Origin of the sequence: Pedobacter suwonensis, from assembly GCF_007833675.1 — a bacterium.
GTDB classification, from domain to species: domain Bacteria; phylum Bacteroidota; class Bacteroidia; order Sphingobacteriales; family Sphingobacteriaceae; genus Pedobacter; species Pedobacter suwonensis.
In genome coordinates, this window is sequence record NZ_CP031708.1 from 4,548,509 (window position 1) to 4,571,913 (window position 23,405).

Sequence of the window (23,405 nt, forward strand, 5' to 3'; positions counted from 1 at the left end):
TATTTTACAATTGTTAAATAATTTTTGCCAGGGTGTCACAGCAATCAGGATAATCATAGTTCTGGCTCAGTTACGGAAAAATAAAAAAAATAATGATTTGTTTTTCGTGAATTCGTCCTTTCAACCTTAGCGAAGAAATATTTTAGCTATGTTGAAAAATCGCTATCCCGACTTAACGTTCTGGTTTGCGCTTCAGTGGAGATGACGATTCTCTATTAAAGATTGCTTTCAATCGCGCTAACTTTTTCACGGTACAGTTCAATCGGACGATCTAAAAGTACAGCAATTACGGTTAATTCAGGATCCAGCTTATCTTCAGGTAGTGGAATGTAAACCATACCAGGTATCTTGCTCCAATATAGTTTGTTATAAATTTCGTGCGGAAGCATAGTACCTTCACCTACAATCCTGATCCTGCTGATGCTGTTTTTTAGGCCTTTAATGGCAATGGGGCCAGTTGGTGTGCCTTCTACAAATAAATAAAGCGTTTGTTTATCGGCAGAAAGTGCGGTGTTGCCCTGGTAATGACCGCCAGGGATTCCTTTTCCGGTTTTGTAGAGGGCCTCGGCATTTTTGATTACCCAGTTACTAACTTTTTGATCCGCATTTTTAATGCCTGGGTCAAAGTCTAAACCGTCAGCAGGTAAGCTGGTGTTTTGAAATATATTAATGCCGGCGTTTAGATTACCGGCCAGTTTACCCAGGCATAAGCTGGTTAACTCATTTTCTTTAGGCGCTGCATACAGGTCTGCCAGCGAAAGGGCGGCTTGTTTACTATCCACAAGTTCGATAGGGCCATCTAAGGAGACTTTTATAACGGTTACATCGCTGTCGAAATCAGGTTCTTTTAAATTAAGTAAATAATCAGTTTCATTTAATTTGATTGAATGTATCTGCGCTTTGCTGCCAACCATTTCAATTTTGTTGATTTTCGATTTGATACCTGATAGCAAAATGCCATTTTTTGTTTTATAGTCCAGATACAGATATAACACATCTTTGTTTTTGGATAAACTCGTTTTTCCGACAATGTGGCCACTTGGGATTCCAGCCTGCGTACCGTAAATGGCTTCGGCATGTTTTTGTGTCCAGCGAGCCAAACCTTTTAAAATTTTAACCTGTTCAGGCGCAATGGTTCCATCCGCTTTCGGACCGATATCAAGCAACAAATTACCACCCATACTGATGCAATCAACAAGTGTACGGATAATCATATTCGGCGATTTGTAGTGGTTGTCATAAGGCTGGTATCCCCACGAATCGTTCATGGTGTAACACAATTCCCACTCTGGAGATGCGGGCTTTAACACCGGTACACCCTGCTCCGGTGTATCGTAATCGCCATGGCCATTTAAACGCGAATTAATAATAACATTTGGATTCACCTTACGCAGATTTTCCAATATTTGTTTAGCTTGCCATTCTTCGCCGCTATGTTCCCAGTCGCCATCAAACCAAATTAAATCCGGATTGTATTGATTGGAAAGTTCATTGAGCTGTCCATGAAAATAATTCTGGAATTTTTTAAACCGGTCAGGGTATTGCTTATAGTCGTAACGTTTTCTGTCACGCGTAAAACCGTCATAATCAGGATAGCTCCAATCTGGTAATGAAAAATATAAACCTGTTTTAAGACCTGATTTTTTAAGTTCACTTACAAATGGTGTAATTAAATCTTTTTTGGCTGCACTATGCTTTACCGTGGTGGTAGCACCTGGCATTTTGCTGTCCCAAAGTGCAACACCGTCATGATGTTTTGTTGTAATTACGGCATATCTGGCACCACTCTCTTTTATTAAATTTACCCATGTTGCGGGCTGGTATTTAGCTGCAGTAAAACCATCAAGCTGTTTCATGTAAGCGTTATGATTAATGTAGTTGTTGAAAAACGACCAGGATTCGGAAATTCCATTTACGGAGTAGATGCCCCAGTGAATAAAAATGCCCAGTTTAGCATCGGCAAACCACTGCATTTTTTGATCAGATACCTTTGGTTGGGCATAAAGTTTATTGCCAATAAGTAATGGGAATAAAATAAAGAAAAACCTTAAATAACGCATGATGTTGTTTAGTATAGCTAACGTTAAAGATAATATTCTGAAAGTGATTTGGTTTAAAAGATGCGCATTTATGACATTCGGCGATATGTTGAAACGAAAAAGAGCTAACCCTACTATCGTATTTTTGGTGTTGTATAATTTATAAATTGCGGTTAGATTTCGTACCGGATGTTATCTTCCGGCATCACTAGCCTAAAACAGATTAAATACCTTGGAAAAAGCTACCTTATTTTACCTGGAAAAACCCGATATCAAAATATCGATGGAATTGTATTTTACTGATCGTGATCAACTTTACTTTGATGGATATGATATTGGAAAATCAGTTGAAGCCATGTGGGGAGATACGGATTATGAATATACCTATACCCTTGAACCAGAAGAGGTAGATAAGTTTTATCAAATCTTTAATTTAGAATCAGGGGATAAGTCTGGTTTATTATTCGCTTTAAAGCAGCGGTTTAGCGGTAATAAGGCCTATTCGCTGTTTGGCGAATTTATGAATGCGAATCACATAGCCTATACTGCTTTTTCCTGGAGCTGAAAAGCATAAATAGTTAACCTTTGTTAGGAACAGTGCTTCGGTAATAAATAACCAGTTCTTATTTTAAAAAAAAAGCCGCTCTGAATAATCAGAACGGCTATAAATATTTGGTTTATGTCTTACCATTTTTTACGGCGTTCGCCACTTCCACCTTCACGGTTTCCGCCTTCTCTCCGTCCGCTTCCACCTTTTTCATCACGGCTGCGACCAGAGAAATCTCTGAAACCGCCACCGCTGTTTCCACCTTCACGTCTTCCGCTGCCGCCAGAACTTCTTCTGTCGCCACCACGGTAACCACCGCCGCTTCTGCGTTCGCCGCCGAAACCACCGCCACGTCTTTCACCGCCACCGCGTCTTTCGCCAGCACCTTCACCACGACCGCTATCTCCGCTTTTCTCGATACGTACCTGGCGACCGTTAAATTCAACTGATTTAAAGCCTTCAAAAACTTTGTCTGCAACAGCATCTTCTACTTCAAAGAAAGAGAAAACACCTTTTAAATCAATTTTACCAACGCTTTTGCCACCAATTTTACCGTTGTTACAGATAAAAGATAACATATCGCCGCGGGTAAATTCATCTACAGAACCTAAATTAATAAACAAACGGGTATAGCCTTCGCTACCGCGTCCGCGTCTTTCGCCACGCTCACCTCTTTCACCACGATCTTCACCTACAGCAGCATTTAAATCAGGCGCTTTAGCATAATAATCTAAGAAACGGTTAAATTCCAGCGAAGCAAAACGTTTAATCACATCCTCTTTAGATAGATCTTTAAATTCATCCATAATACGAGGGATGTACTGATCGATCTGTTCGTTGTTAACCTCTACATTGTGTACTTTGTGTACCAGTGAGAACAATTGTTTTTCGCAAACATCAAATCCTGTAGGCAGTTCGGCTTTGGTAAACTGTTTACCGATAATGCGCTCTAACTGACGGATTTTGCCCAGTTCTTTAGAGTTGATGATACAGATTGAGATACCGGTTTTACCTGCGCGGCCGGTACGGCCCGAACGGTGGGTATAACTTTCAATTTCATCAGGTAAAGAATAGTTGATTACGTGCGTTACATTGTTTACGTCAATACCGCGTGCAGCCACATCAGTAGCAATTAACAATTGCATGTTACGCTCACGGAAACGCTGCATTACCTTATCACGTTGTTGTTGCGATAAATCGCCGTGTAAAGCATCAGCATTGTAGCCGTCTTTAATTAAATGTTCTGCAATATCCTGGGTATCTAATTTTGTTTTGCAGAAAACAACGCCAAAAATATCAGGGTTAAAATCTACAATTCGTTTTAAGGCAGCGTATTTATCACGTGCACGAACAATGTAATATTCGTGTTCGATGTTAACGTTACCAGTGTTTTTTGTGCCCATGGTTAGTTCTACAGGGTTATCCATATAGTTTTTAGCTATACGGCGAACTTCCGACGGCATGGTAGCCGAAAATAACCAGGTTTTTTTGTCATCAGGAGTGGTTGATAAAATGTCGTTGATGTCGTCCTGGAAACCCATGTTCAACATCTCGTCAGCTTCATCAAGCACCACATATTTAACATTTGAAAAATCGATGGCTTTACGGCCAATGATATCCAACATACGGCCGGGCGTGGCCACTACGATCTGAATTCCCTGACGGATTTCGCGTAGTTGTTGCATAATGTTCGCGCCACCGTAAACGGCAACTACGTGGGCATTAGCAATGTTTTTAGAAAAGTTTTTAAGGTCGTTAGCGATTTGCAAGCATAACTCACGGGTTGGGCATAAAATCAATGCCTGTGGTTTGTTAACTTTAAAATCGATTAGTTCTAACAGCGGCAAACCAAATGCGGCTGTTTTTCCTGTTCCTGTTTGGGCCAAACCAACAAAATCATTAGTGCCTTCTAACAGTACAGGAATACTTTGCTCCTGAATCGGCGTTGGATTTTCGAATCCAAGGTCCTTTACGGCATTAACGACGTCATCACTTATCCCCAATAATTGAAATGGGTTTGTCATTCGTCTATTTATTTTTAATTGAGCCGCAAAGGTACGGTTAATATTTTGTATTTCACAGAGAATCAAGTAAATAGTTTTTTAGGCTAAATGTTTGGAAATAAGGACGAAATAGGATGATTAAAAAAATAGAAAGAAAATGGCGGGCTGGCAAAGGGCAAATTGTCGCTTAAAACCTTTAGACGGATTACCGCATTAAAACTTGATTTCATTAGTGGCTGAAATCAGGATTTGATCGGTACCGATCAATTTTAATTAGTTATCCGGCCCTCAAAATTTTTTCCATCGATTTGCCTTTGGCCAATTCATCAACCAATTTATCCAGATAACGCACTTGCCTGGTCAATGGATACTCAATTTCTTCAATCCGGTAACCACAAATCATACCGGTAATCAAATGCGCTTTCGGATTGATATTAGCTTGTTCGAAAAAGTCTTTAAAGTTTGTTTTCTGTTGGATGTGTTTTTGGATTTGTTCTTCTTTATAGCTTGTTAACCAGTTAATTACCTGGTGCAGCTCTTCAACTGTTCTTCCTTTTTTCTCAACTTTTGTAACGTAATGCGGGTAAACAGATGAAAAAGTCATTTTAGCTATTTTTTCATTATGCTCCGGGGTTACCTTCATTGTATTCTTTTTAATTTCCTTTTCCTTTGACAATATTTATAAGGAGCGGATATAAATCTAAAGTTTATTGATAAATTGATCTATTCTCCTTTTGTTCTCTTGCTGCAGTAAAGACGGATACAGATTCATGAGTATGTTTACAAACATGATAATGCCGCCAGATTTAAATTTGAAATTGTAAAAAGCAACAATTGCAAAACAAGTTACAAAAATAAACGCAATTAAATGATCTGTTTCAGATGTCGTCATCTCAGCACGTAATTTAATTAAACCAGCCTCGTCAATCTTGCCTTTAAGTTTAAGTTTTTGATTGAAAAATTTGAAAAAAGTATTTTTCACTATCCATTTAAAAACAGGCAATCCAATAATTTTATTCAGTTTTTCACTTTTAATAAAATTAAGGTGGTTTAGGTGATTGTGATAAAAATCAGTTTTTCTGATGAAAGCGTTTATTAACATGCCAACAATCCATGAGATAAAGGCAATCGAAATACTGAAAGATAGATATTTAAGAATCATTTTAAAATCAAACCCTTAAGCAAGCTCTGAAAGCCCTTGCTGCATAATAAGATTCTGCGCCATTATGATAAGTGAAAACTTTTCCATAGCGGTAGTCGCAAAACAATGCACCGCCCAGGTTTCTAATATCATCAGGTGTTTTGATCCAGCTGGAGGTTTTACTGTCAAACTTGCCAATTTGCTGCAAATAATGATATTGTGTTTCGGTTAAAAGTTCAACACCCCATTCATTTGCAAGATTAATGGCGCTGTCTTTTGGCTTATGTTCTTTTCTTGATGCCAGCGCTTCGGCATCATAACACACACTTCTACGTCCTTTTGGACTTTCTGCGGCACAATCGAAAAAAAGATAAATGCCGTTTTTATCGTCAAAATCAACTACGTCCGGTTCTCCACCGGTTTCTTCCATTTCATTCAGCGCCCAAAGTTTCTGCGGATTGGCTTCCAATTTATTCAGTACGTGTTTCCATTCCATATCTTCGTGCCGGTTCATGTTTTTTTCGAAACGTTGCTTTAATAACTTAAGCAATTCACGGGTTTGATCTGTGGATAACATTCGGTTTTTCATCATGAAATCGATTAAACTATCTCAACCTTTCAGCAGAACGGATCAGCCTTTCATCTTTATTGATGCCAAAAATAGCCAGTACAATAAAGAGGATCGCTACAGCTGGCAGGTAAGCGCCAACACCAAAATTAGCACCTTCTATGCCGCCAGGAAGTTCTTTTACATAAATGCTGCACCAAAAAGCAAACCCGGCAATAGCAGCAATGGTAAATACTGCAATCCGTTTTTGCTGAGTGCGTTTTTTAAATCTGAAAATGTTAATGAAGCACAGCAATATCAGTACGGAATGTGTAATGATTAAGGGCAGGAAAACGTCAACATTTAGTACCTTTCCGCTTTTTCCATTAACAAAGTAATGAAGGCCATTTGTGAATACCTGATTTTCATCACCATTGACAACTTTTGTTGCAATTGGTAAAAAAAGCATTAAAATAAGGGTTAAAGTGGCTAAAAAAAGCCAGATAGATTGTATTCTTTGTATCATGAATGTAAATATATTAGAACAAATCTAGCCTTTTTTGATAAAAGAAAGAAGATTAAAGTTACTGGATAGGAGTGAGATTCGTATATAAGAAGCATTAATGACTGTTTGTGACGGGAATTTGCGCTGAACTCCAAACGCTCAACTCCAAACTCTCGTCTTCGCGCTTTGCCCTTTGGCTGTTAAACTGTACTTTTGCATCGTTTTGAGTAAAAAAAGGTATTTCATCCAATTGGCATACGATGGCAGCTTATACCATGGCTGGCAAACGCAACCTAACGCGATCACCGTTCAGGAATTGTTGGATAAGGCGATGTCTGTTTTTTTTCGGCAGCCTATCGAAACATTAGGCTGTGGAAGAACCGATGCCGGAGTGCATGCCACAGATTTTTATGCACATTTTGATGTTGAAGATGTAGAAGAACTTAAGGTACTGAATGCCATTGCTGGCATCAATGCCATGTTGCCCTATCAAATTGCTGCAAAAAAAATAATACCCGTACATCCTGATGCCCATGCCCGCTTTGATGCGACAGCACGTGCTTATCAATATTATATCCACTTTGCAAAAGATCCTTTCAAAGTTAACAGGTCATGGTTGGTAAAAGATCCGCTTGACGTGGAAGCCATGAATGAGGCTGCTGCTGTTTTGTTAAATTATACCGATTTCTCCTGTTTCAGTAAATCGAATACCCAAACTTTTACCAACAATTGTAAAATCACTAAAGCGGTATTTGAAGAACAGGAAGGTGGCCTGGTTTTTACCATACAGGCAGATCGTTTTTTGCGGAACATGGTGAGGGCGATTATGGGTACTTTGGTGTCGGTTGGTAAAAAGGAAATAAATTTAGCTGCTTTTAAGACCATAATAGAAAGTAAAAACCGTAGCAAGGCCGGGCAATCGGTACCTGCATGTGGTTTGTATTTAGTAAAAATAGAATATCCATATTTGAGGTAGAAGGCCGAAAGTTTAAGGCGGAAGGTGCAGCAACCGTTATAGAAATAGTGATAAAAGATAGTATAATTTAAAATTATTAAGAAGGTGTCAGGCCTTATACCTTAAGCCTTACGCCCTAAACCCTAAACATGGCAGTTACAGGCGACGTATATAACACCGGATTACTGAAACGTATTTTTAAATATGTAAAGCCTTACCGTGCCGTTTTTGTGTGGTCGGTTATTTTAACCATTTTGCTGGCAGCCATTTCACCCGTACGCCCGTTTCTCATCAAATACACACTTGATCATTATATTTTAAATGGAAATTACGATGGCCTGGTAAATATGACCATGCTGATGGTTTTTATGCTCGTTTTGCAGAGTTTGATCCAATATAACCATACGCTGTTAACCAATACATTAGGGCAGTCTGTTATCCGCGATCTGCGGATCAGTGTTTTTAACCACATTACCAGGTTGCGGCTCAAGTTTTTCGATAAAACACCAATAGGTCAATTGATCACCAGAACGGTTTCAGACCTGGAAACCATTGCTGATATCTTTTCGGAGGGTTTAATTTCCATGATCGGCGACAGTTTGCAGGTAGTGGTTATTGTTGGCGTGATGTTTTATACCGATTGGGAATTAAGTTTAGTTGTGCTTTTGCCCATTCCATTGCTGATTATGGCTACAAGGAAATTTCAGAAAGCGATTAAGGTTGCCTTTCAGGAAATTAGAAATGAGGTTTCAAACCTGAATACCTTTTTGCAGGAGCACATTACCGGCGTTTCTATTGTGCAGTATTTTGCGAGGGAGAAACAGGAATACCGAAAATTTTATGCCATCAACAAACGTTATCGCGATGCCAATATCCGTAGCAATTGGTACTATTCTATATTCTTCCCTGTAGTTGAGCTGATTTCGGCCATGTCATTGGGTTTATTGGTATGGTACGGTGCAAAAAGCATTCTTTCCAAACCGCTGGATGTTACGCCCGGCACCATTACACAGTTTATTATGTACCTCGGTATGGTTTTTACGCCCATCCGCCAACTGGCAGATAAATTTAATACCTTGCAAATGGGTATGGTGGGTGCAGAACGCGTTTTTAAAGTTTTAGATACGGATGAAACTACCCCTAACAACGGTAAACAAAAACCTGCCAAACTGGAAGGAAATATTAAGTTTGAGAAGGTCTGGTTTGCGTACAATGACGACAACTATGTACTAAAAGACCTCAGTTTTGAGGTTAAAGCTGGTGAAACTGTTGCCCTGGTTGGGGCAACTGGTGCCGGTAAATCTTCTACCATTAATATCCTGAACCGCTTTTACGAAGTGAAAAAAGGAGATATCACTGTTGATGGTATCTATATTGAAGATTTTGAACTCGATTACTTGCGAAGTCACATTGCAACTGTCCTCCAGGATGTTTTCTTGTTTTCAGACACCATTTTAAATAACATTACGCTTAACAACCCCGAAATTACGATAGAAGAAGTGGTAAATGCAGCTAAAAAAGTAGGTGCACACGATTTTATTGAACGTTTGCCTGGCGGGTATCAGTATAATGTGATGGAAAGAGGCGCCACACTTTCTGCAGGTCAGGCGCAGTTAATTTCCTTTATCCGTGCGTTGGTCCATAATCCGGCTATCCTGGTTTTAGATGAAGCCACCTCATCGGTAGATACTGAAACCGAATTATTGATCCAGAAAGCCATTGATAATTTAATGGAGGGCCGTACCTCAATTGTAATCGCTCACCGCCTGTCAACCATTCAAAAAGCCGATCAGATTATTGTGCTTGATAAAGGAGAAATCAAAGAAAAAGGAACGCATCAGCAGTTGTTAAAATTAAACGGTTATTATAAAAAGCTTTACGATCTGCAGTTCTCTTCTAAAGGTATTGCCAAAGTGTAACAATTGCAATCCATTTCTTGAAATTAATTTGACCTACACGCTCATTATCATTACTTTGCAATAGCGAGCGATGGCTTGCTAACATATCCCTGATATTTCAAGATGTTCTGATGATAAATTTGATATCCATTTTTAGACAATACCTGTTTTTCACATTAACGCTGCTGCTTTCAATAACGTTACGGGCACAGGAAGCTAAACTCCCTACCAAATGGACGATTGCTGCTACTACGGCGAAAGTGCCTTTCCCAGATTATCCACGTCCACAGCTGCAGCGCAAAGATTGGCTCAACCTAAACGGCAGCTGGGATTACATTGGCGGAAAGAATGCATCATCGGCCCAGGCGCCTAAGCAGGCCATAGAATTTCCTGGCAGAGCTGAAAAAATCGTGGTGCCTTACTGTCCCGAGTCTTTTCTTTCCGGTATTGAGCGTAAGCAGGAAATTAATATGTGGTATAAACGGGAGTTTGAGATTCCTGCTAACTGGAAAGGAAAACGAGTTATTGCAAATTTTGATGGTGTGGATCATAATGCAACGATATTCGTCAACGGAAAACTTGCCGGCCGCCATTCAGGTGCTTATGATGCTTTTGGTTTTGATATCAGCACGTTTTTAAAGAATGGCTCCAATACACTGATTGTAGCAGCCTATGATCCCAATGATGGAAAAGCACCTTCTGGCAAGAACGGTCCGCGCGGCGATTATACTTTCAGTTCAGGTATATGGCAGAGTGTGTGGCTGGAGCCAGTTGCCAATACGTATATCGAACAGATCCGCATTACACCCGATGTGGAAAATAAGCGGCTTATTCTTTCAGCTAAAGCAACTGATGGCCAGATTGAGGCTACCGCATTTGAGGGAAAAAAAGCCGTTTCGCAGATAAAGGGGGCAGCAGGAACCCGGTTATTTCTCCCGATAAATCAACCAAGGTTGTGGTCGCCGGATGATCCTTTTTTATACGACCTGAAAATTGTGCTTAAAGATAAAAACGGGAAAGCAACCGACGAGATCATGAGTTACTTTGGGATGCGTGATATTAGGCTGGGTAAAGTAAATGGTGTAGTAAGGCCGCTGCTGAACGGGAAGTTTGAGATGCAGGTGGGTTTACTGGATCAGGGCTACTGGCCAGATGGGATTTTAACCGCACCAACTGAAGAAGCGCTGAAATCTGATCTTGAGTTTACCAAGAATGCAGGTTTTAACCTCATCAGAAAACACATGAAAACTGAACCAAAACGTTTCTATTATCTGGCCGATAAAATGGGGATACTGGTATGGCAGGACATGCCCGCCATGTGGTACCAAAACGAGGATACATTGAAAAATCGAAGCGTTTTCAGAAAAGAACTTAAAGCGGTAATGGATGATCTCTACAATTCACCATCAATTATCAGTTGGGTACCCTTTAATGAAAACTGGGGTGCATTTGATGTTAAGGAGATTACCGCCTGGGTAAAAAAATATGATCCATCCAGACTAGTTAATGGCAATTCCGGGTTTAACAATAATCCTGGGTATCAGAAACCGCTGGGCGACCCTGGAAATGGCGATTTTGTAGATACGCATATTTATATTGGCCCGAACGGGGCATCACAACCAGATGAAAATCGCGCCGCTTCATTGGGAGAATATGGTGGTGTCGGACTTTTTGTGAGGGGGCACATGTGGCCGGTCGAAAATAATGCATACGGATACGAACCGACTATTAGTGCGCTTACGGATCGTTATGTACTGCTGATGCAGCAGGTTGAGCAGTTAATGCTTTATAAAGGCCTGAGCACAGCTGTTTACACCCAGACTACAGACGTTGAACACGAAATAAATGGTTTACTTACCTATGATCGTGAGGTGGAAAAAATGGATGTCAAACGTGTAAGGGAAATTAACCAGGCAATTATCGAATCTGGCAGGACCCTTGGTTCAGCTAAGAAAGATAATCGCTTAAGAAAATAATGTTTTGCATGTTTGTGGATATTCAATTCCCGTCTGGATGCATGATATAATTCCTTAAAAATGACTATGTTTGGTTTCGCAACCTACCTAATCATTGAATATTGAAAGAAATAATGAGCATGCCCATGCCCTTTTTGACTTATTAAAGCAAGGAGATGAGGTTGCGTTTGGCAAAATTTATACGTTGTATTGGATCGAACTCTATAATGCAGCCTACAAGCGCCTGCCCGAAAAAGAAAAATGCCAGGATATCATTCAGAATATTTTTACCGACCTGTGGAACAGAAAAGCTGAACTCGATTTAGCAAATCCGGTGGCTTATCTGCATACGGCGGTCCGGTTTCAGGTGTTAAAACATATTGCCAGAAGTCCAAAAAACAGCTTTTTTGGGGAGTCTTTCGAAAATAATTTAATTTCTCCTTTACAGGCCGATGGCATACTATTAGAAAAAGAAGTGGCCGAACTGATAACCTTGTTCATTAAAGCACTTCCTGAAAAACGCCGTAAAATATTTGTAATGCATTATTTTGAAGGGTTATCTACAGCCAAAATTGCTTTTGAACTTAATATTTCGCAAAAAACCGTTCAAAATCAGTTGACTGTCGCCACACAAGCACTGCGTTTAAGGCTTACACATCTCTTTTTGTTTGTTTCGGCTGTAATCGCTGTCATTTCCTGATAAGTTTAAGTTCCTTTTTTAATTTTCTTTGAAATATTTTAAATTTCTTTTGGGATATTTTGTGCTTTCCGGTACATCTATATAAAGCCGGAAAAAATGAACGCCTTCAAACCTCAAAAAGAATTACAAAAAATCATTCAGCGTTATGTGTCGGGTACAGCTACGGCAGATGAAATTATTTTTGTAGAAAAATACTATCAGTATTTGGATAAAAATGCTGATATCCTCGATCAGCTTAATACCGAAGAAATAGCTAAAATGGCTGCTGATAATTTTTCGGCGATTAATGCTAAAATTAATGTAGATCAAAAACGTAAAACCATCCGTTTATATCAGTATGGCGCAGCAGCGGCTATTTTGCTGATTGTTTTTGGACTAACCTTCGCTTTTTTTCATCAAACCAGGCCATTGCTCAAGCCTGAATTGGTCACTCAAAAATTCCTGGATGTTCTCCCAGGTAAGGATAAAGCTGTTTTAACCCTTGCTGATGGTTCAAAAGTTGTTTTAGATGACCATACTGCCGCTAATATTAGCGAAAAAGATGGTTTAAAAATTTCAAAGACAAAAGAAGGCCAATTGGTATATACCGTTTTAAACCAAAGCAATCTAAAATCAGGATCAACAGTTGCCTATAATACCATTCAAACGCCTAAAGGTGGTCAATACCAGGTGATTTTGCCAGATGGCACAAAAGTTTGGCTAAATGCTGCATCCTCTTTAAGGTATCGGGAAGTATTTAGTGGGAACGAACGTAGTGTAGAACTTATGGGAGAGGCCTATTTCGAAGTAGCTAAAAATAAGGCACAACCTTTCCATGTCAAAAGTCATCAGCAGGATGTGGAAGTGTTGGGTACACATTTTAATATCAATAGCTATTTAGACAACAATACCATTAAAACCACTTTACTCGAAGGCCGTGTTCGGATTAGCAATGGCCAGTCCGTAAAAATTTTGAAACCTGGCGAGCAAGCCATTACAGAGGTTTCGGGTAACGGTATCAGGCTGGCAACTGATGTAGATACAGACGACGAGACGGCATGGAAAAATGGTCTTTTTCAATTTAACAATGCCGACCTGAAAGGTATTCTGAAGCAATTAGAAAGGTGGTACGATGTTCAAATCGATTATCGTAGTATCCCGAATAAAAAATATAACGGTATGGTTCCACGTAAGGCCAAACTATCTGAAGTATTAAAAATGCTGGAGAAGACCGGAAATATCAGGTTCGAAATAGGCCATGGAAAGAAGTTAACCGTATTGCCAGAAAAATAATTGCCTATCCCAGAACGGCTTTCTCAATTAACCCACAAATAACCTAATCAATTTAAATTTAAACCAAACTGAATGTATGAACTTTTACACTCAAAGTAATCGGTCCAATGCCTTAAAGGCGGCAGGGCTGGTTACAAGTTATTTTAACCTAACCTGTATTAGAACAATGAAACTTTTTGTTGTTTTAATAACGGTTTTATGCTTACAGGTTAGTGCATCGGCATTTTCCCAGAACATTAGCATAAACCAAAAAAACGTGCCTCTTGTACGTGTTCTGAAAGAAATTAAGAAACAAAGCGGTTATTTTTTCCTGTATGATGCAGATTTGATTGAAAAACTGGCGAAACCGGTAACAGTTGATGTTAAACATGCCGAAATCAAAGAGGTACTTGCACAGGTTTTAAAATCGCAGCCTTTTAGCTGGGAAATTAAAGAAAATACCATTTTAATTATGCCCCTTGCCAAGAGCAACAATAATAATAGTAAAGCGATTGATGTAACAGGTAAAATTGTTGATGAGAATGGAAACCCCATGCCTGGCGCTTCGGTAAAGGTTAAGGGGCAACCGGCTGCTTCAGTTACCGATAGCGATGGAAATTTTGTCATTAGAAATGTCAACGAAAATGCGGTATTGGTTATCTCATACATTGGTTACATGGATAGAGAAGTAATGGCAAAGTCACAGATGGGTACGTTGAAATTAACGCCATCAGCAGGCACTTTAAGTGATGTGGTAGTGACTGGTTATACCAACTATACTAAAACACAATCAGCTGCAGCGAGTTCTTTGGTTACTGCTGATAAAATTAATACAGTTCCGGGATTAACAGTCGATCAGATTTTACAAGGCCGTGTACCTGGAATGAGTGTAATTTCCACCACCGGACAGCCGGGTCAAAGTGCATCAGTTGTCATTCGTGGTATTGGAAGCGTGAACGGTTCATCCACGCCATTATTCGTTTTAGATGGTGTACCGATCGAAGCCGGTTATTTCCAAACCATTAACCCGGAAGATATTGAATCGGCAACGGTGTTGAAAGATGCATCCGCAAAAGCACTATATGGTTCAAGAGGATCGAATGGCGTAATTGTGCTTACGAGCAAAAAAGGTAAGGCAGGTAAAATTGCGGTTAATTATACTTCACAATATGGTTTCTCTAATTTAAGCAGGCCAAATTTCGAGATGATGAACACTGCTCAGCGTTTACAGTTCGAAGAAGAAATTGGCGCAACTTTCGGCCGTAATCTCGGCCCGGGCTGGACATACTCTCCTAAAAACCCAACTTACGCTGCAGGAACCGCAGCATCACGTGCACGTGCTGATTATATCATCGACAGTTTAAAGCAGATCAATACCGATTGGAGAGATATTTTCTTCCAGCGCGGTAAGTTTCAGGAACAACAAGTGAGCATTAGCGGTGGAAATGATAAACTTCGCTTTTACAATTCATTAAACTATTATAGTCAGGAAGGCGTAGCGAAACGTACCGGATTGGATCGCTACTCATTAAGAAGTAATTTAGATTTTAATGATGGTAAATTTAGCGGAAGTACCAATGTGTCTATTGGCTATTCGCAATCAAGCTTTACTGAAGGTGAGGGCGGAACAGGCGCTGGTACGGCTATGGCTTCGGTTTATTATGCTTTGCCTTATGAAAAACCCTATGCATCTGACGGTACCTTGGTACACCCGGGAAACAGATCCCAATATTTCATCTTAGATCAGCGTGAAGGAAGTCAGGCTCTAGAACGTTTACTGAATTCATCAGATAAAACAGAACAATTAAAATCCATCATCAGCACCGCTTTTGCTTATCAGATTTTACCTGAATTAAAAGTAACGACCAGGGCGGGTATTGATTACCGTCAGTCAACTGACCAGCAATTCATTAATCCGGATTCTTATTATGGATCAAGAAGTGTAGCCAATACATTAGGTGGAAAAGGTCGTTTAACTGATGCGAGCAGAAGAAACTTTAATATTATTTCAACTACCGGCTTAACTTACGCGAAGAAATTCAATGACCTTCATGACTTTGAGGCTTCTGCTTTTTATGAATACGTTTACAATAATTACAATTCATTTGGTTTTAGTGCTTACGGTATCGATGGTCGTTTACCGGAAACACCGGCAGGTGCAACAAATGGCAGCGCGACATTTTTGCCAGGTACCACTGGTGGAAAAACTAAAAATGCCCTGGCATCTATCATGGGCGTAGCCAGATATACTTATAATGATAAATACACTTTAACAGGAAGCTATCGTTACGACGGATCGACCAGGGTAGCACCGGAAAATAAATGGCACGGTTTCTATTCATTCGGTGCAAACTGGAATGTAAAAGGAGAAGAGTTCTTAAAGAATAATGAATTAATTAACGATTTAAGGCTAAGAGGAAGTTATGGTATAACAGCAAGTCCGTTCGGTGGCGATTTCTTGTATTTACCAACTTACGCAGTGAATACCTCTTACGGTGGTGCTCCGGCATTAAGAGCAACTACCCCGGGCAATGATGCTTTTGACTGGGAATACGTGAAAGAATTCAATACTGGTTTTGATTTAGCGGTATTCAGCAATAGGTTACGCGTTACGGTTGATTATTATAATAGAAAAACTACTAATATGTTCATCAATCAACCACTTTCGGCAACATCCGGCTTCCTTGAGTTAAACCTGAGTGCTGGTATCATGAGAAACAGGGGAGTGGAGTTTGATGTAAGTGGAGACGTAGTCAAAAACCGTGATTTTATCTGGACTATTGGCGTAAATGCAGGTTATAATAAAAACAAAATTTTGCATGTTACCGATTTAGTGGATTCATATCCTGATGGTGATACGCGAATTTTAAAAGTAGGGATGCCTTATGGCACTTATTTTGCACCAGATTGGGCAGGTGTGAATCCGCAAACGGGAGAGCCTCAATATTATAACCTTGATGGATCGATCACAACAGCCTATAATTTAAACACACAAAGCAACACCAATTCCGGAAGTTTATATCCAACATTTACGGGAGGTTTTAATACTTCATTAAGCTACAAAGGCATTACTGCATCAGCATTGTTTTCTTTCGTATCAAACGTAATGCGTTGGAACAACGAAGATTTTTATAATGAAAACCAGCGATATGCAACCAGTAACCAAACCGTAAGGATGCTCGAAAACAGGTGGCAGGTTCCTGGAGATACAGGAAATGACGCGATTTTACAAAAATTCGATCTTCCAAGAAACTTCACCTCAAAAGATATTCAGGATGCTTCATTCCTTAGATTGAGAAATGTAAATGTGGGTTATTCTTTACCAAAAAGTTTATTGGAAAAAACCAAAATCATCAGAGGTGTTAAAATCTTCGTTCAAGGACAAAACTTATTTACCTGGACAAAATGGAGAGGTTTAGATCCGGAAAACAATGCTGTTTATGGCCGCTTCCAATATCCTAACACCAGAACCTACACAGCAGGTTTAAACGTTAACTTTTAATAATTACAGCAATGATTAATAAAATATCTCAAATATACTTACTGCTATTTTCGTTGTTAGTTTTAACATCGTCGTGCGCAAAATTGGATTTGGTTCCAACAGATACCATCTCACCAGATAAAGCTTACAGAAATATCAATGATATCAATTTAGGTGTTCTTGGTGCTTACGCTCTTTTGGACGGCGGTACCATTGGTGTAGTTTCTACCGTTTCTGATGAAGCTACGTTTCCAACAGAAAATACGGTTGGAAATAGCGATGCTTTCAGGTGGCTTTACAATGCAGGTAGTGGATCCGTGACGTCTCAATATTATACATTTTATGTTGCGATAGACCGTATAAACAGAACCCTGGCAGGTTTAGATGCATTAACGCTAACAGGAGCAGACGCAGCAACCGGTGCACGCTATCGTGGCGAATTACTTGCTTTGCGCGCTTATTTTCACTTCGAGCTGCTCCGTAACTATGCCTCATCTTATCAAACTGGTGCTTTAGGTGTGCCTTACATGAAAGCTTCTGCAATTATTTACCCTGCAAGAGACAATTTTGAAGTAGTTGTTGCTAATGCAAAAGCAGATTTAGTAGCCGCTAAACCGTTAATTCCAACAACTTTTACAGATAAAACCCGTATTACAAAAGCTGCTGTTTCAGCTATACAAGCCAGATTAGCTTTGTATGAAAAAAACTGGAGTGAGGCAATTACTTACGCTAACGAAGCTATTGCGGCTATTCCGCTTGCTACAAAAGCGCAATTTCCAGGTATCTGGACAGATGCGAATGATAGTGAAGTCATTTGGAAAGCAAAACGCGTTGGCACAACAGATTCACGTCTGGGCGAGTTTTATTTCCGGCAAACAGGAGGAATTGTCTTATACGCTCCGGCTTTTAAATTGATCAATACTTTTGATAAGGTTAACGACCTGCGTTACCCGGCTTACATTAAGTTTGATGCTACGCGTACGGGTACAAAATCGCAGTACCTGGTAAATAAATACATTGGCGGAACTTCTACTGCACCAGGCTTAACCGATATCAAATTGTTCCGCACGGGCGAAATGTACCTGATTAAAGCAGAAGCAGAAGCCGAATCAACTGGTGATGCGGTTGGAGATTTAAATGCTTTACGTGCAGCCCGTATTAATGGTTATACCAGTGCTACTTTTGCCGATAAAGCAACTTTGATCACAGCAATTCTTGATGAAAGATATAAAGAACTGGCTTTTGAAGGTCACCGTTTCTTCGACTTGAAAAGAAGGAATTTACCTGTAGTCAGGTTGGCGGCCGATGCTGCAAATGCATCCGGAGCAATCACCCTGCCGGTCACTCAGGCGCAATATGCATTCCCGATTCCTGCAGCGGAGATTTCAGTAAACAAACAAACCGTTCAAAATCCTAATTATTAAAGAAATATTTTTTGACCCTGATCACGTTAAGTTTGCCGAACGCCGATAGATGTGTCCCTTGAATTTTTACAATGAAACAATCCTTTCTTATCATTTTAATGGCATACTGTTTTTCTGTTATGGGATGTAGTAAAGCAACTGAAACTGTTGTACCTCCTTCAACAAGCAATGGTATAAACACACCCGTTGCCAAACGTAGGCCAGCATCAATCGGAATTGTTGGTGATAGTGCCAATGTGGTCAGATCAACGGGTGGCGGTATGGTTTTAATGGGTGGCGGAACTGATGTGGATGCCGCTTTTAAATGGATGATGGAAAGAAACGGTGGAGGCGATGTGGTGGTTTTACGTGCTACAGGAACAGACGCTTACAATCGGTATATCAATGGCTTGGGAAGTGTCAATTCTGTAGAAACGCTGCTTATTAATACGAGAGAACTGGCGAACAACGATACCGTTGCTTACATGATCCGCAATGCAGAGATGGTTTTCATTGCCGGTGGCGACCAGTCTGACTATATGAAATATTGGAAAGACACCAAAACCGAACAGGCCTTAAATTTTCTGCTAAACGATAAAAAAGCACCAGTTGGCGGCACCAGCGCAGGTTGTGCCATTTTAGGTGGTTTTTATTACAGTGGCGAAACCGGTGGCTTAACTTCTGCGCAGGCACTGGCAAATCCGTACCATGCTAATGTTACCTTGTACAATAACGATTTTCTGAAAGCACCTTATTTGCAAAATGTAATTACCGACCAGCACTATTTAACCCGCGATCGTGAGGGAAGGTCTCTGGTATTTCTAGGAAGGATTAATAAGGATTTTTCGGTTCAGGCTAAATGTATTGCTGTTGATGAGCGCACCGCTGTTTGTATTGATCAAAATGGAAAAGCACAGGTTTTTGGTGATTATTCGGCCACAAGGGCTTATAGTTATGCATATTTTATTGTTCCTGATGCGACTAAACAGCCGGAGCGGTTTGAGGCAAACCAAAGTGTAAACTGGAACAATGACGGAAAGGCTTTTTCTGTTTATGAAATTGCTGCCTCGGTTAATGGTGGTGGAAGTTTTAATGTTGCTACCTTTAAAGTAAATGAAGCCAGCGGTGGCAAATGGTACGCTTGGTGGATAGATAACGGAGTTTTAAATAAAAAAGATCAATAGATAAAATGAAAGCATTGAAATTATTTACAGTATTGTTATGTACTGTATGGGCATTGAATGTTAATGCACAACAGAAAAAATATGTAATGGTGATCCACGGTGGTGCAGGTACCATTTTAAAGAAAAACATGACACCAGAGAAAGAAGCTGCCTATGTAGCCGCTTTAACAAAGGCTTTGCAGGCCGGTTATGCAGAAATTAAAGCAGGTAAATCAAGTCTCGACGCAGTTGAGGCAACCATCCATGTTTTGGAAAACGATCCGCATTTTAATGCCGGTAAAGGAGCAGTTTTTACTCATGATGGCCGAAATGAACTGGACGCCGCCATTATGGACGGAAAAACCTTGATGGCAGGAGCCATTGCTGGCGTCACAACCGTTAAAAACCCCATTTCTGCAGCAAGGGCGGTAATGGAAAAATCAGAACATGTAATGATGGTGGGTTCGGGGGCCGATCTGTTTGCAAAAGATGCCGGACTGGAAATTGTAGATCCTAAGTATTTCTGGACAAAGGAACGTTGGAACGGTTTGCAGGAAGCCATTAAAGAGGATTCTACTAAAGCAGTTTTAGATCATGGCAGTAAAAAATCAGGATTGCTTGGCATCAAAAACCACGATTATAAATTCGGTACCGTAGGCTGTGTGGCTTTAGATCAGGCAGGCAACCTGGCGGCAGGAACATCAACAGGTGGTATGACCAACAAAAAATATGGAAGGGTGGGCGATGCGCCGATTATTGGTGCAGGAACTTATTGTAACAATGAAACAGCAGGTATTTCGTGTACCGGCTGGGGCGAATTTTACATCCGCAATGTGGTAGCCAAAACCATTTCCGATTTAATGGAATACAAAGGTATTTCGGTAGCAGAAGCTTCGAAAATTGTATTGGATAAAGTAGGCAAAATGGGCGGCGACGGTGGTTTGATCGCATTAGATAAAAAAGGTAATGTAGCCATGCCTTTTAATACCGAAGGCATGTACAGGGGCACCATCACCGCAGATGGAAAAATTGAGGTAAATATTTACAAATAATGAAGAAACTATTTTTGATGACATGTCTGGTCAGCCTTTCATTAATGGCGGCTGCCCAGGGAAAGCCTGAAGGTAAGCTGTTTATCATCGGAGGTGGCGATCGGTCCGATGCGTTGATGCAAGAAATGCTGAATACAGCTTCACTAAAAGCGAACGATTATATTATTGTGTTGCCAATGGCTAGCGAGTTGCCTGATGTAGGCTTCGGGACCCTTTCTACTCAGCTAAAGAAGCTTGACAACCGGGCGATCAGGAATTTTAACTTCAATAAACATGATGTGAATGATAAAAACTGGATTGATTCGCTAGTCGGGGCAAAACTGATTTACATTTTAGGCGGAGACCAGAACCGTTTTATGAAATCGGTGCTGAATACCCCGGTTTACGCTGCTATTCATAAGGCTTATCAAAACGGAGCTACTATTGCCGGAACAAGTGCTGGCGCTGCGGTAATGAGTAAGTATATGATTACCGGCAAACAACTTTTAGATACCGTTTATAAAGAAACCTTCAATAAACTATGGGATAAAAATATCGAATTTGCTGAAGGAATGGGTTTGTTGCAAAACACCATCATTGATCAACATTTTTTAAAACGTAACCGTTATAACCGGTTAATTTCTGCCTTGGCAGCGCATCCCAATATGGTTTGTATAGGTATTGATGAAAGCACAGCAATCATTGTTCATGGCAATAAAGCAACTGTTGCAGGCGAAAGTCAGGTCGTTCGTCTGGCCAATCCAAAGTCGCTTACAGAAACCGGTAAAGGTTTGCTAAAATTTAAACAGGCCGATTTTGGCATTTTTACCGCAGGTGATGTGATTGACATAAAGCCTTAATGCGTTTGCGCTCATTTTTTACGAGTGCGCAAATAACATGGCGATTCCATCGCTTTCAGGGAAAGCCTATCTTGAGAAATTAAGGTAGGCTTTTATTTTTAATTCAAATATTAACAAACTGTTTAACAAAAGGAAAATTAACTTATCTTTCATTTTTCCTAAATCATAAATGAAAAAGATTTTCTCCAATTTAACAGTTCAGGTTTTGGTCGCTATTGTCATAGGGATCTGTGTGGGTACTTACTTTCCTGGCTTCGCACCAACAGCCAAAATGATCAGTGAGGGTTTTATCAACCTCATTAGCATGTTAATTGCCCCGATTATATTTTTTACCATTGTGTTGGGTATCGCACACATGGGCGATATGAAAAAGGTTGGTCGGGTTGGTGGTAAGGCACTGTTATATTTCGAAATTGTAAGCACTGTTGCCATTGCCATTGGTTTGCTGGTGGCGAATATCTTAAAACCGGGTGCAGGAATGGTAGCCAAAACTGGTGATGCTACAAAAATCGCAGGATATGCCGAGCAGGCAAAAGAGATGAATTGGGGAGAATTTTTCCTTCACATCATTCCACATAATGTAATGGCTGCTTTTGCAGAAGGAAATATTTTACAGATTTTGCTGTTTGCCATTCTTTTTGGTTATGGATTGAACAAGCTGGGGGCTGATGGAACCAGTATTTTAAATGCTTTCGATAAAATCTCGAAGGTGCTTTTTAAAATTATGAAGCTGATTATGCGGTTAGCGCCAATCGGAGCTTTTGGTGGGATGGCTTTTAGCATTGGTACGCATGGTCTGGAAAGTATCTTCGGAATGGCAAAGTTGATGGGCTCAGTTTATTTAACCTGCATTTTATTTATTTTTATTGTGTTAAATGCCATTTGCCGCTATTATAAATTCAGTCTTTGGCAATACCTTAAATACATCCGCCAGGAGATATTAATCGTATTGGGTACTTCCTCTTCAGAATCAGCTTTGCCCAGTATGATGCAGAAAATGGAAAGCATTGGCTGTGATAAATCGGTGGTGGGTTTGGTTATTCCAACGGGTTATTCTTTTAATCTCGATGGTACAGCGATTTACCTGGCCATGGCAGTGATATTTCTCTGCCAGGTTTTTCATGTCGATTTAACATTAGGTCAGCAGATTACTGTTTTAGGGGTACTTATGGTCACTTCAAAAGGGGCAGCAGGTGTAACCGGAAGTGGTTTTATTGTATTGGTATCAACCCTCACCGCGTTAAAAATAATGCCGATTGAGCACATTTCTATTTTAATTGGTGTAGATCGTTTTATGAGCGAGGCCAGGGCCATTACCAACGTAATCGGAAACGGCGTGGCCACTATTGTGGTTGCCAAAAGTGAAAACCAGTTCGATGAAGAAAAATATCTGAAGGCCATTCAACCTGTAACTATAGAAAAGGGTGAGGAAGGTTAGGTTGGAGTTGAGCGTTTGGCATAAGGCGATCAGGAATTCGAAAGCAAACGATTAGTTTGGAGTTCTCCCTCGAGGCGTCACCCTGATCCGATGGTTTGGATTTATTTCAGGATCTTTACTATTAGAGAAATACTGAAGAATCAGGTTTTCTGTAAATGAGGGTTTGTTGCCTTTCGGTTAGATCAGTCCTTCTTTCCGCTATTATCTTTTTGTGAGGGTTTGCAGGCACATTATTTGTTTCTGCACCAAAAAGGATAGCCGCTTCAATAAGGTTTATTGAAGGTGGGGCTTGTAAGAAACCAAGCAACGATTTGCAAATTGTTAGCCATTTTGTACTTTGTGACTTGCATTAACAGTTCGATATAGCCCCCGGGCGCAGCGGTATCCCCGAAGCGCAGCTAGGGATATAGCGAAGCACGGGAACCGACTTTAATTGCTACAGGTCTTGCGCTCCAAAAAAAGTGATTTTTAAGCTGAGTTCGATAGGT

18 protein-coding genes are annotated in these 23,405 nt (G+C 40.2%); 12 read left to right on the plus strand and 6 right to left on the minus strand.

Going from position 1 to position 23,405, the window contains the following annotated elements; genetic code table 11:
- Positions 1–215: 215 nt before the first annotated feature.
- Positions 216–2,060 (minus strand): alpha-L-fucosidase, encoded by a 1,845-nt coding sequence (locus tag DV942_RS18840; protein ID WP_145860127.1) that lies wholly within the window; start codon positions 2,058–2,060, stop codon positions 216–218.
- Between the two features lie 211 nt (positions 2,061–2,271).
- Between DV942_RS18840 and DV942_RS18845 the strand changes: the two genes are divergently transcribed.
- On the plus strand, positions 2,272–2,604 hold the full coding sequence (locus tag DV942_RS18845) for a hypothetical protein (RefSeq protein ID WP_145860129.1): 333 nt from the start codon (positions 2,272–2,274) through the stop codon (positions 2,602–2,604).
- 119 nt (positions 2,605–2,723) lie between these two features.
- Here the strand turns inward: DV942_RS18845 and DV942_RS18850 are convergent, their stop codons facing one another.
- The 5 genes from DV942_RS18850 to DV942_RS18870 all read right to left on the minus strand — a co-directional run bounded on the left by DV942_RS18850 (position 2,724) and on the right by DV942_RS18870 (position 6,803).
- The gene (locus tag DV942_RS18850) at positions 2,724–4,610 is read right to left on the minus strand and encodes a DEAD/DEAH box helicase (protein ID WP_090984730.1); all 1,887 of its coding nucleotides are present in this window, start codon (positions 4,608–4,610) and stop codon (positions 2,724–2,726) included.
- A gap of 256 nt (positions 4,611–4,866) precedes the next feature.
- Positions 4,867–5,232 carry a DUF2200 domain-containing protein gene (locus DV942_RS18855; protein ID WP_145860131.1) on the minus strand — a complete coding sequence of 122 codons (366 nt, stop codon included), beginning with the start codon at positions 5,230–5,232 and terminating at the stop codon, positions 4,867–4,869.
- Positions 5,233–5,289: 57 nt separating this feature from the next.
- On the minus strand, positions 5,290–5,751 hold the full coding sequence (locus DV942_RS18860; RefSeq protein WP_145860133.1) for a glycosyl-4,4'-diaponeurosporenoate acyltransferase CrtO family protein: 462 nt from the start codon (positions 5,749–5,751) through the stop codon (positions 5,290–5,292).
- Between the two features lie 7 nt (positions 5,752–5,758).
- Positions 5,759–6,319: a DUF4256 domain-containing protein gene (locus tag DV942_RS18865; protein ID WP_403001985.1), complete on the minus strand. Its 561-nt coding sequence runs from the start codon at positions 6,317–6,319 to the stop codon at positions 5,759–5,761.
- Positions 6,320–6,335: 16 nt separating this feature from the next.
- On the minus strand, positions 6,336–6,803 hold the full coding sequence (locus tag DV942_RS18870; protein WP_145860137.1) for a DUF4293 domain-containing protein: 468 nt from the start codon (positions 6,801–6,803) through the stop codon (positions 6,336–6,338).
- 202 nt (positions 6,804–7,005) lie between these two features.
- Here DV942_RS18870 and truA point away from each other — a divergent pair, with 202 nt between their 5' ends.
- The 11 genes from truA to dctA all read left to right on the plus strand — a co-directional run bounded on the left by truA (position 7,006) and on the right by dctA (position 22,917).
- Positions 7,006–7,758, plus strand: coding sequence for a tRNA pseudouridine(38-40) synthase TruA (gene truA / locus DV942_RS18875; RefSeq protein WP_145860139.1), 753 nt, complete (start codon positions 7,006–7,008; stop codon positions 7,756–7,758).
- A 128-nt stretch (positions 7,759–7,886) separates the two neighbouring features.
- Entirely contained in the window at positions 7,887–9,656 is a 1,770-nt protein-coding gene (locus DV942_RS18880; protein ID WP_145860141.1) for an ABC transporter ATP-binding protein, read from the plus strand.
- Between the two features lie 110 nt (positions 9,657–9,766).
- Positions 9,767–11,611, plus strand: a complete 1,845-nt coding sequence (locus tag DV942_RS18885; protein ID WP_145860143.1) for a glycoside hydrolase family 2 protein — start codon at positions 9,767–9,769, stop codon at positions 11,609–11,611.
- Between the two features lie 94 nt (positions 11,612–11,705).
- The gene (locus tag DV942_RS18890) at positions 11,706–12,290 is read left to right on the plus strand and encodes an RNA polymerase sigma factor (protein WP_145860145.1); all 585 of its coding nucleotides are present in this window, start codon (positions 11,706–11,708) and stop codon (positions 12,288–12,290) included.
- A gap of 96 nt (positions 12,291–12,386) precedes the next feature.
- Positions 12,387–13,562 (plus strand): FecR family protein, encoded by a 1,176-nt coding sequence (locus tag DV942_RS18895; RefSeq protein ID WP_145860147.1) that lies wholly within the window; start codon positions 12,387–12,389, stop codon positions 13,560–13,562.
- A 166-nt stretch (positions 13,563–13,728) separates the two neighbouring features.
- Positions 13,729–17,043: a SusC/RagA family TonB-linked outer membrane protein gene (locus DV942_RS18900; protein WP_145860149.1), complete on the plus strand. Its 3,315-nt coding sequence runs from the start codon at positions 13,729–13,731 to the stop codon at positions 17,041–17,043.
- An 11-nt stretch (positions 17,044–17,054) separates the two neighbouring features.
- Positions 17,055–18,446, plus strand: a complete 1,392-nt coding sequence (locus tag DV942_RS18905) for a RagB/SusD family nutrient uptake outer membrane protein (RefSeq protein ID WP_145860151.1) — start codon at positions 17,055–17,057, stop codon at positions 18,444–18,446.
- A 71-nt stretch (positions 18,447–18,517) separates the two neighbouring features.
- Positions 18,518–19,609 (plus strand): cyanophycinase, encoded by a 1,092-nt coding sequence (locus DV942_RS18910; RefSeq protein ID WP_145860153.1) that lies wholly within the window; start codon positions 18,518–18,520, stop codon positions 19,607–19,609.
- 5 nt (positions 19,610–19,614) lie between these two features.
- A complete protein-coding gene (locus DV942_RS18915) occupies positions 19,615–20,640 on the plus strand; it encodes an isoaspartyl peptidase/L-asparaginase family protein (RefSeq protein WP_145860155.1) in 1,026 nt (341 codons plus the stop codon).
- On the plus strand, positions 20,640–21,479 hold the full coding sequence (locus DV942_RS18920) for a cyanophycinase (RefSeq protein ID WP_145860157.1): 840 nt from the start codon (positions 20,640–20,642) through the stop codon (positions 21,477–21,479). Before DV942_RS18915 ends, DV942_RS18920 begins: the two co-directional genes overlap by 1 nt.
- Before the next feature lie 169 nt (positions 21,480–21,648).
- Positions 21,649–22,917 (plus strand): C4-dicarboxylate transporter DctA, encoded by a 1,269-nt coding sequence (dctA, locus tag DV942_RS18925; RefSeq protein ID WP_145860159.1) that lies wholly within the window; start codon positions 21,649–21,651, stop codon positions 22,915–22,917.
- Positions 22,918–23,405 lie beyond the last annotated feature (488 nt).

Bases quoted from the DNA above. Each gene is read 5' to 3' on its own strand.
- DV942_RS18900 (WP_145860149.1), top strand. From the start codon at position 13,729: ATGAAACTTTTTGTTGTTTTAATAACGGTTTTATGCTTACAGGTTAGT.
- DV942_RS18895 (WP_145860147.1), top strand. From the start codon at position 12,387: ATGAACGCCTTCAAACCTCAAAAAGAATTACAAAAAATCATTCAGCGT.
- DV942_RS18850 (WP_090984730.1), bottom strand. From the start codon at position 4,610: ATGACAAACCCATTTCAATTATTGGGGATAAGTGATGACGTCGTTAAT.
- DV942_RS18905 (WP_145860151.1), top strand. From the start codon at position 17,055: ATGATTAATAAAATATCTCAAATATACTTACTGCTATTTTCGTTGTTA.
- DV942_RS18865 (WP_403001985.1), bottom strand. From the start codon at position 6,319: ATGAAAAACCGAATGTTATCCACAGATCAAACCCGTGAATTGCTTAAG.
- DV942_RS18860 (WP_145860133.1), bottom strand. From the start codon at position 5,751: ATGATTCTTAAATATCTATCTTTCAGTATTTCGATTGCCTTTATCTCA.
- DV942_RS18910 (WP_145860153.1), top strand. From the start codon at position 18,518: ATGAAACAATCCTTTCTTATCATTTTAATGGCATACTGTTTTTCTGTT.
- DV942_RS18920 (WP_145860157.1), top strand. From the start codon at position 20,640: ATGAAGAAACTATTTTTGATGACATGTCTGGTCAGCCTTTCATTAATG.
- DV942_RS18885 (WP_145860143.1), top strand. From the start codon at position 9,767: ATGATAAATTTGATATCCATTTTTAGACAATACCTGTTTTTCACATTA.
- DV942_RS18855 (WP_145860131.1), bottom strand. From the start codon at position 5,232: ATGAAGGTAACCCCGGAGCATAATGAAAAAATAGCTAAAATGACTTTT.
- dctA (WP_145860159.1), top strand. From the start codon at position 21,649: ATGAAAAAGATTTTCTCCAATTTAACAGTTCAGGTTTTGGTCGCTATT.
- DV942_RS18870 (WP_145860137.1), bottom strand. From the start codon at position 6,803: ATGATACAAAGAATACAATCTATCTGGCTTTTTTTAGCCACTTTAACC.
- DV942_RS18840 (WP_145860127.1), bottom strand. From the start codon at position 2,060: ATGCGTTATTTAAGGTTTTTCTTTATTTTATTCCCATTACTTATTGGC.
- DV942_RS18880 (WP_145860141.1), top strand. From the start codon at position 7,887: ATGGCAGTTACAGGCGACGTATATAACACCGGATTACTGAAACGTATT.
- DV942_RS18915 (WP_145860155.1), top strand. From the start codon at position 19,615: ATGAAAGCATTGAAATTATTTACAGTATTGTTATGTACTGTATGGGCA.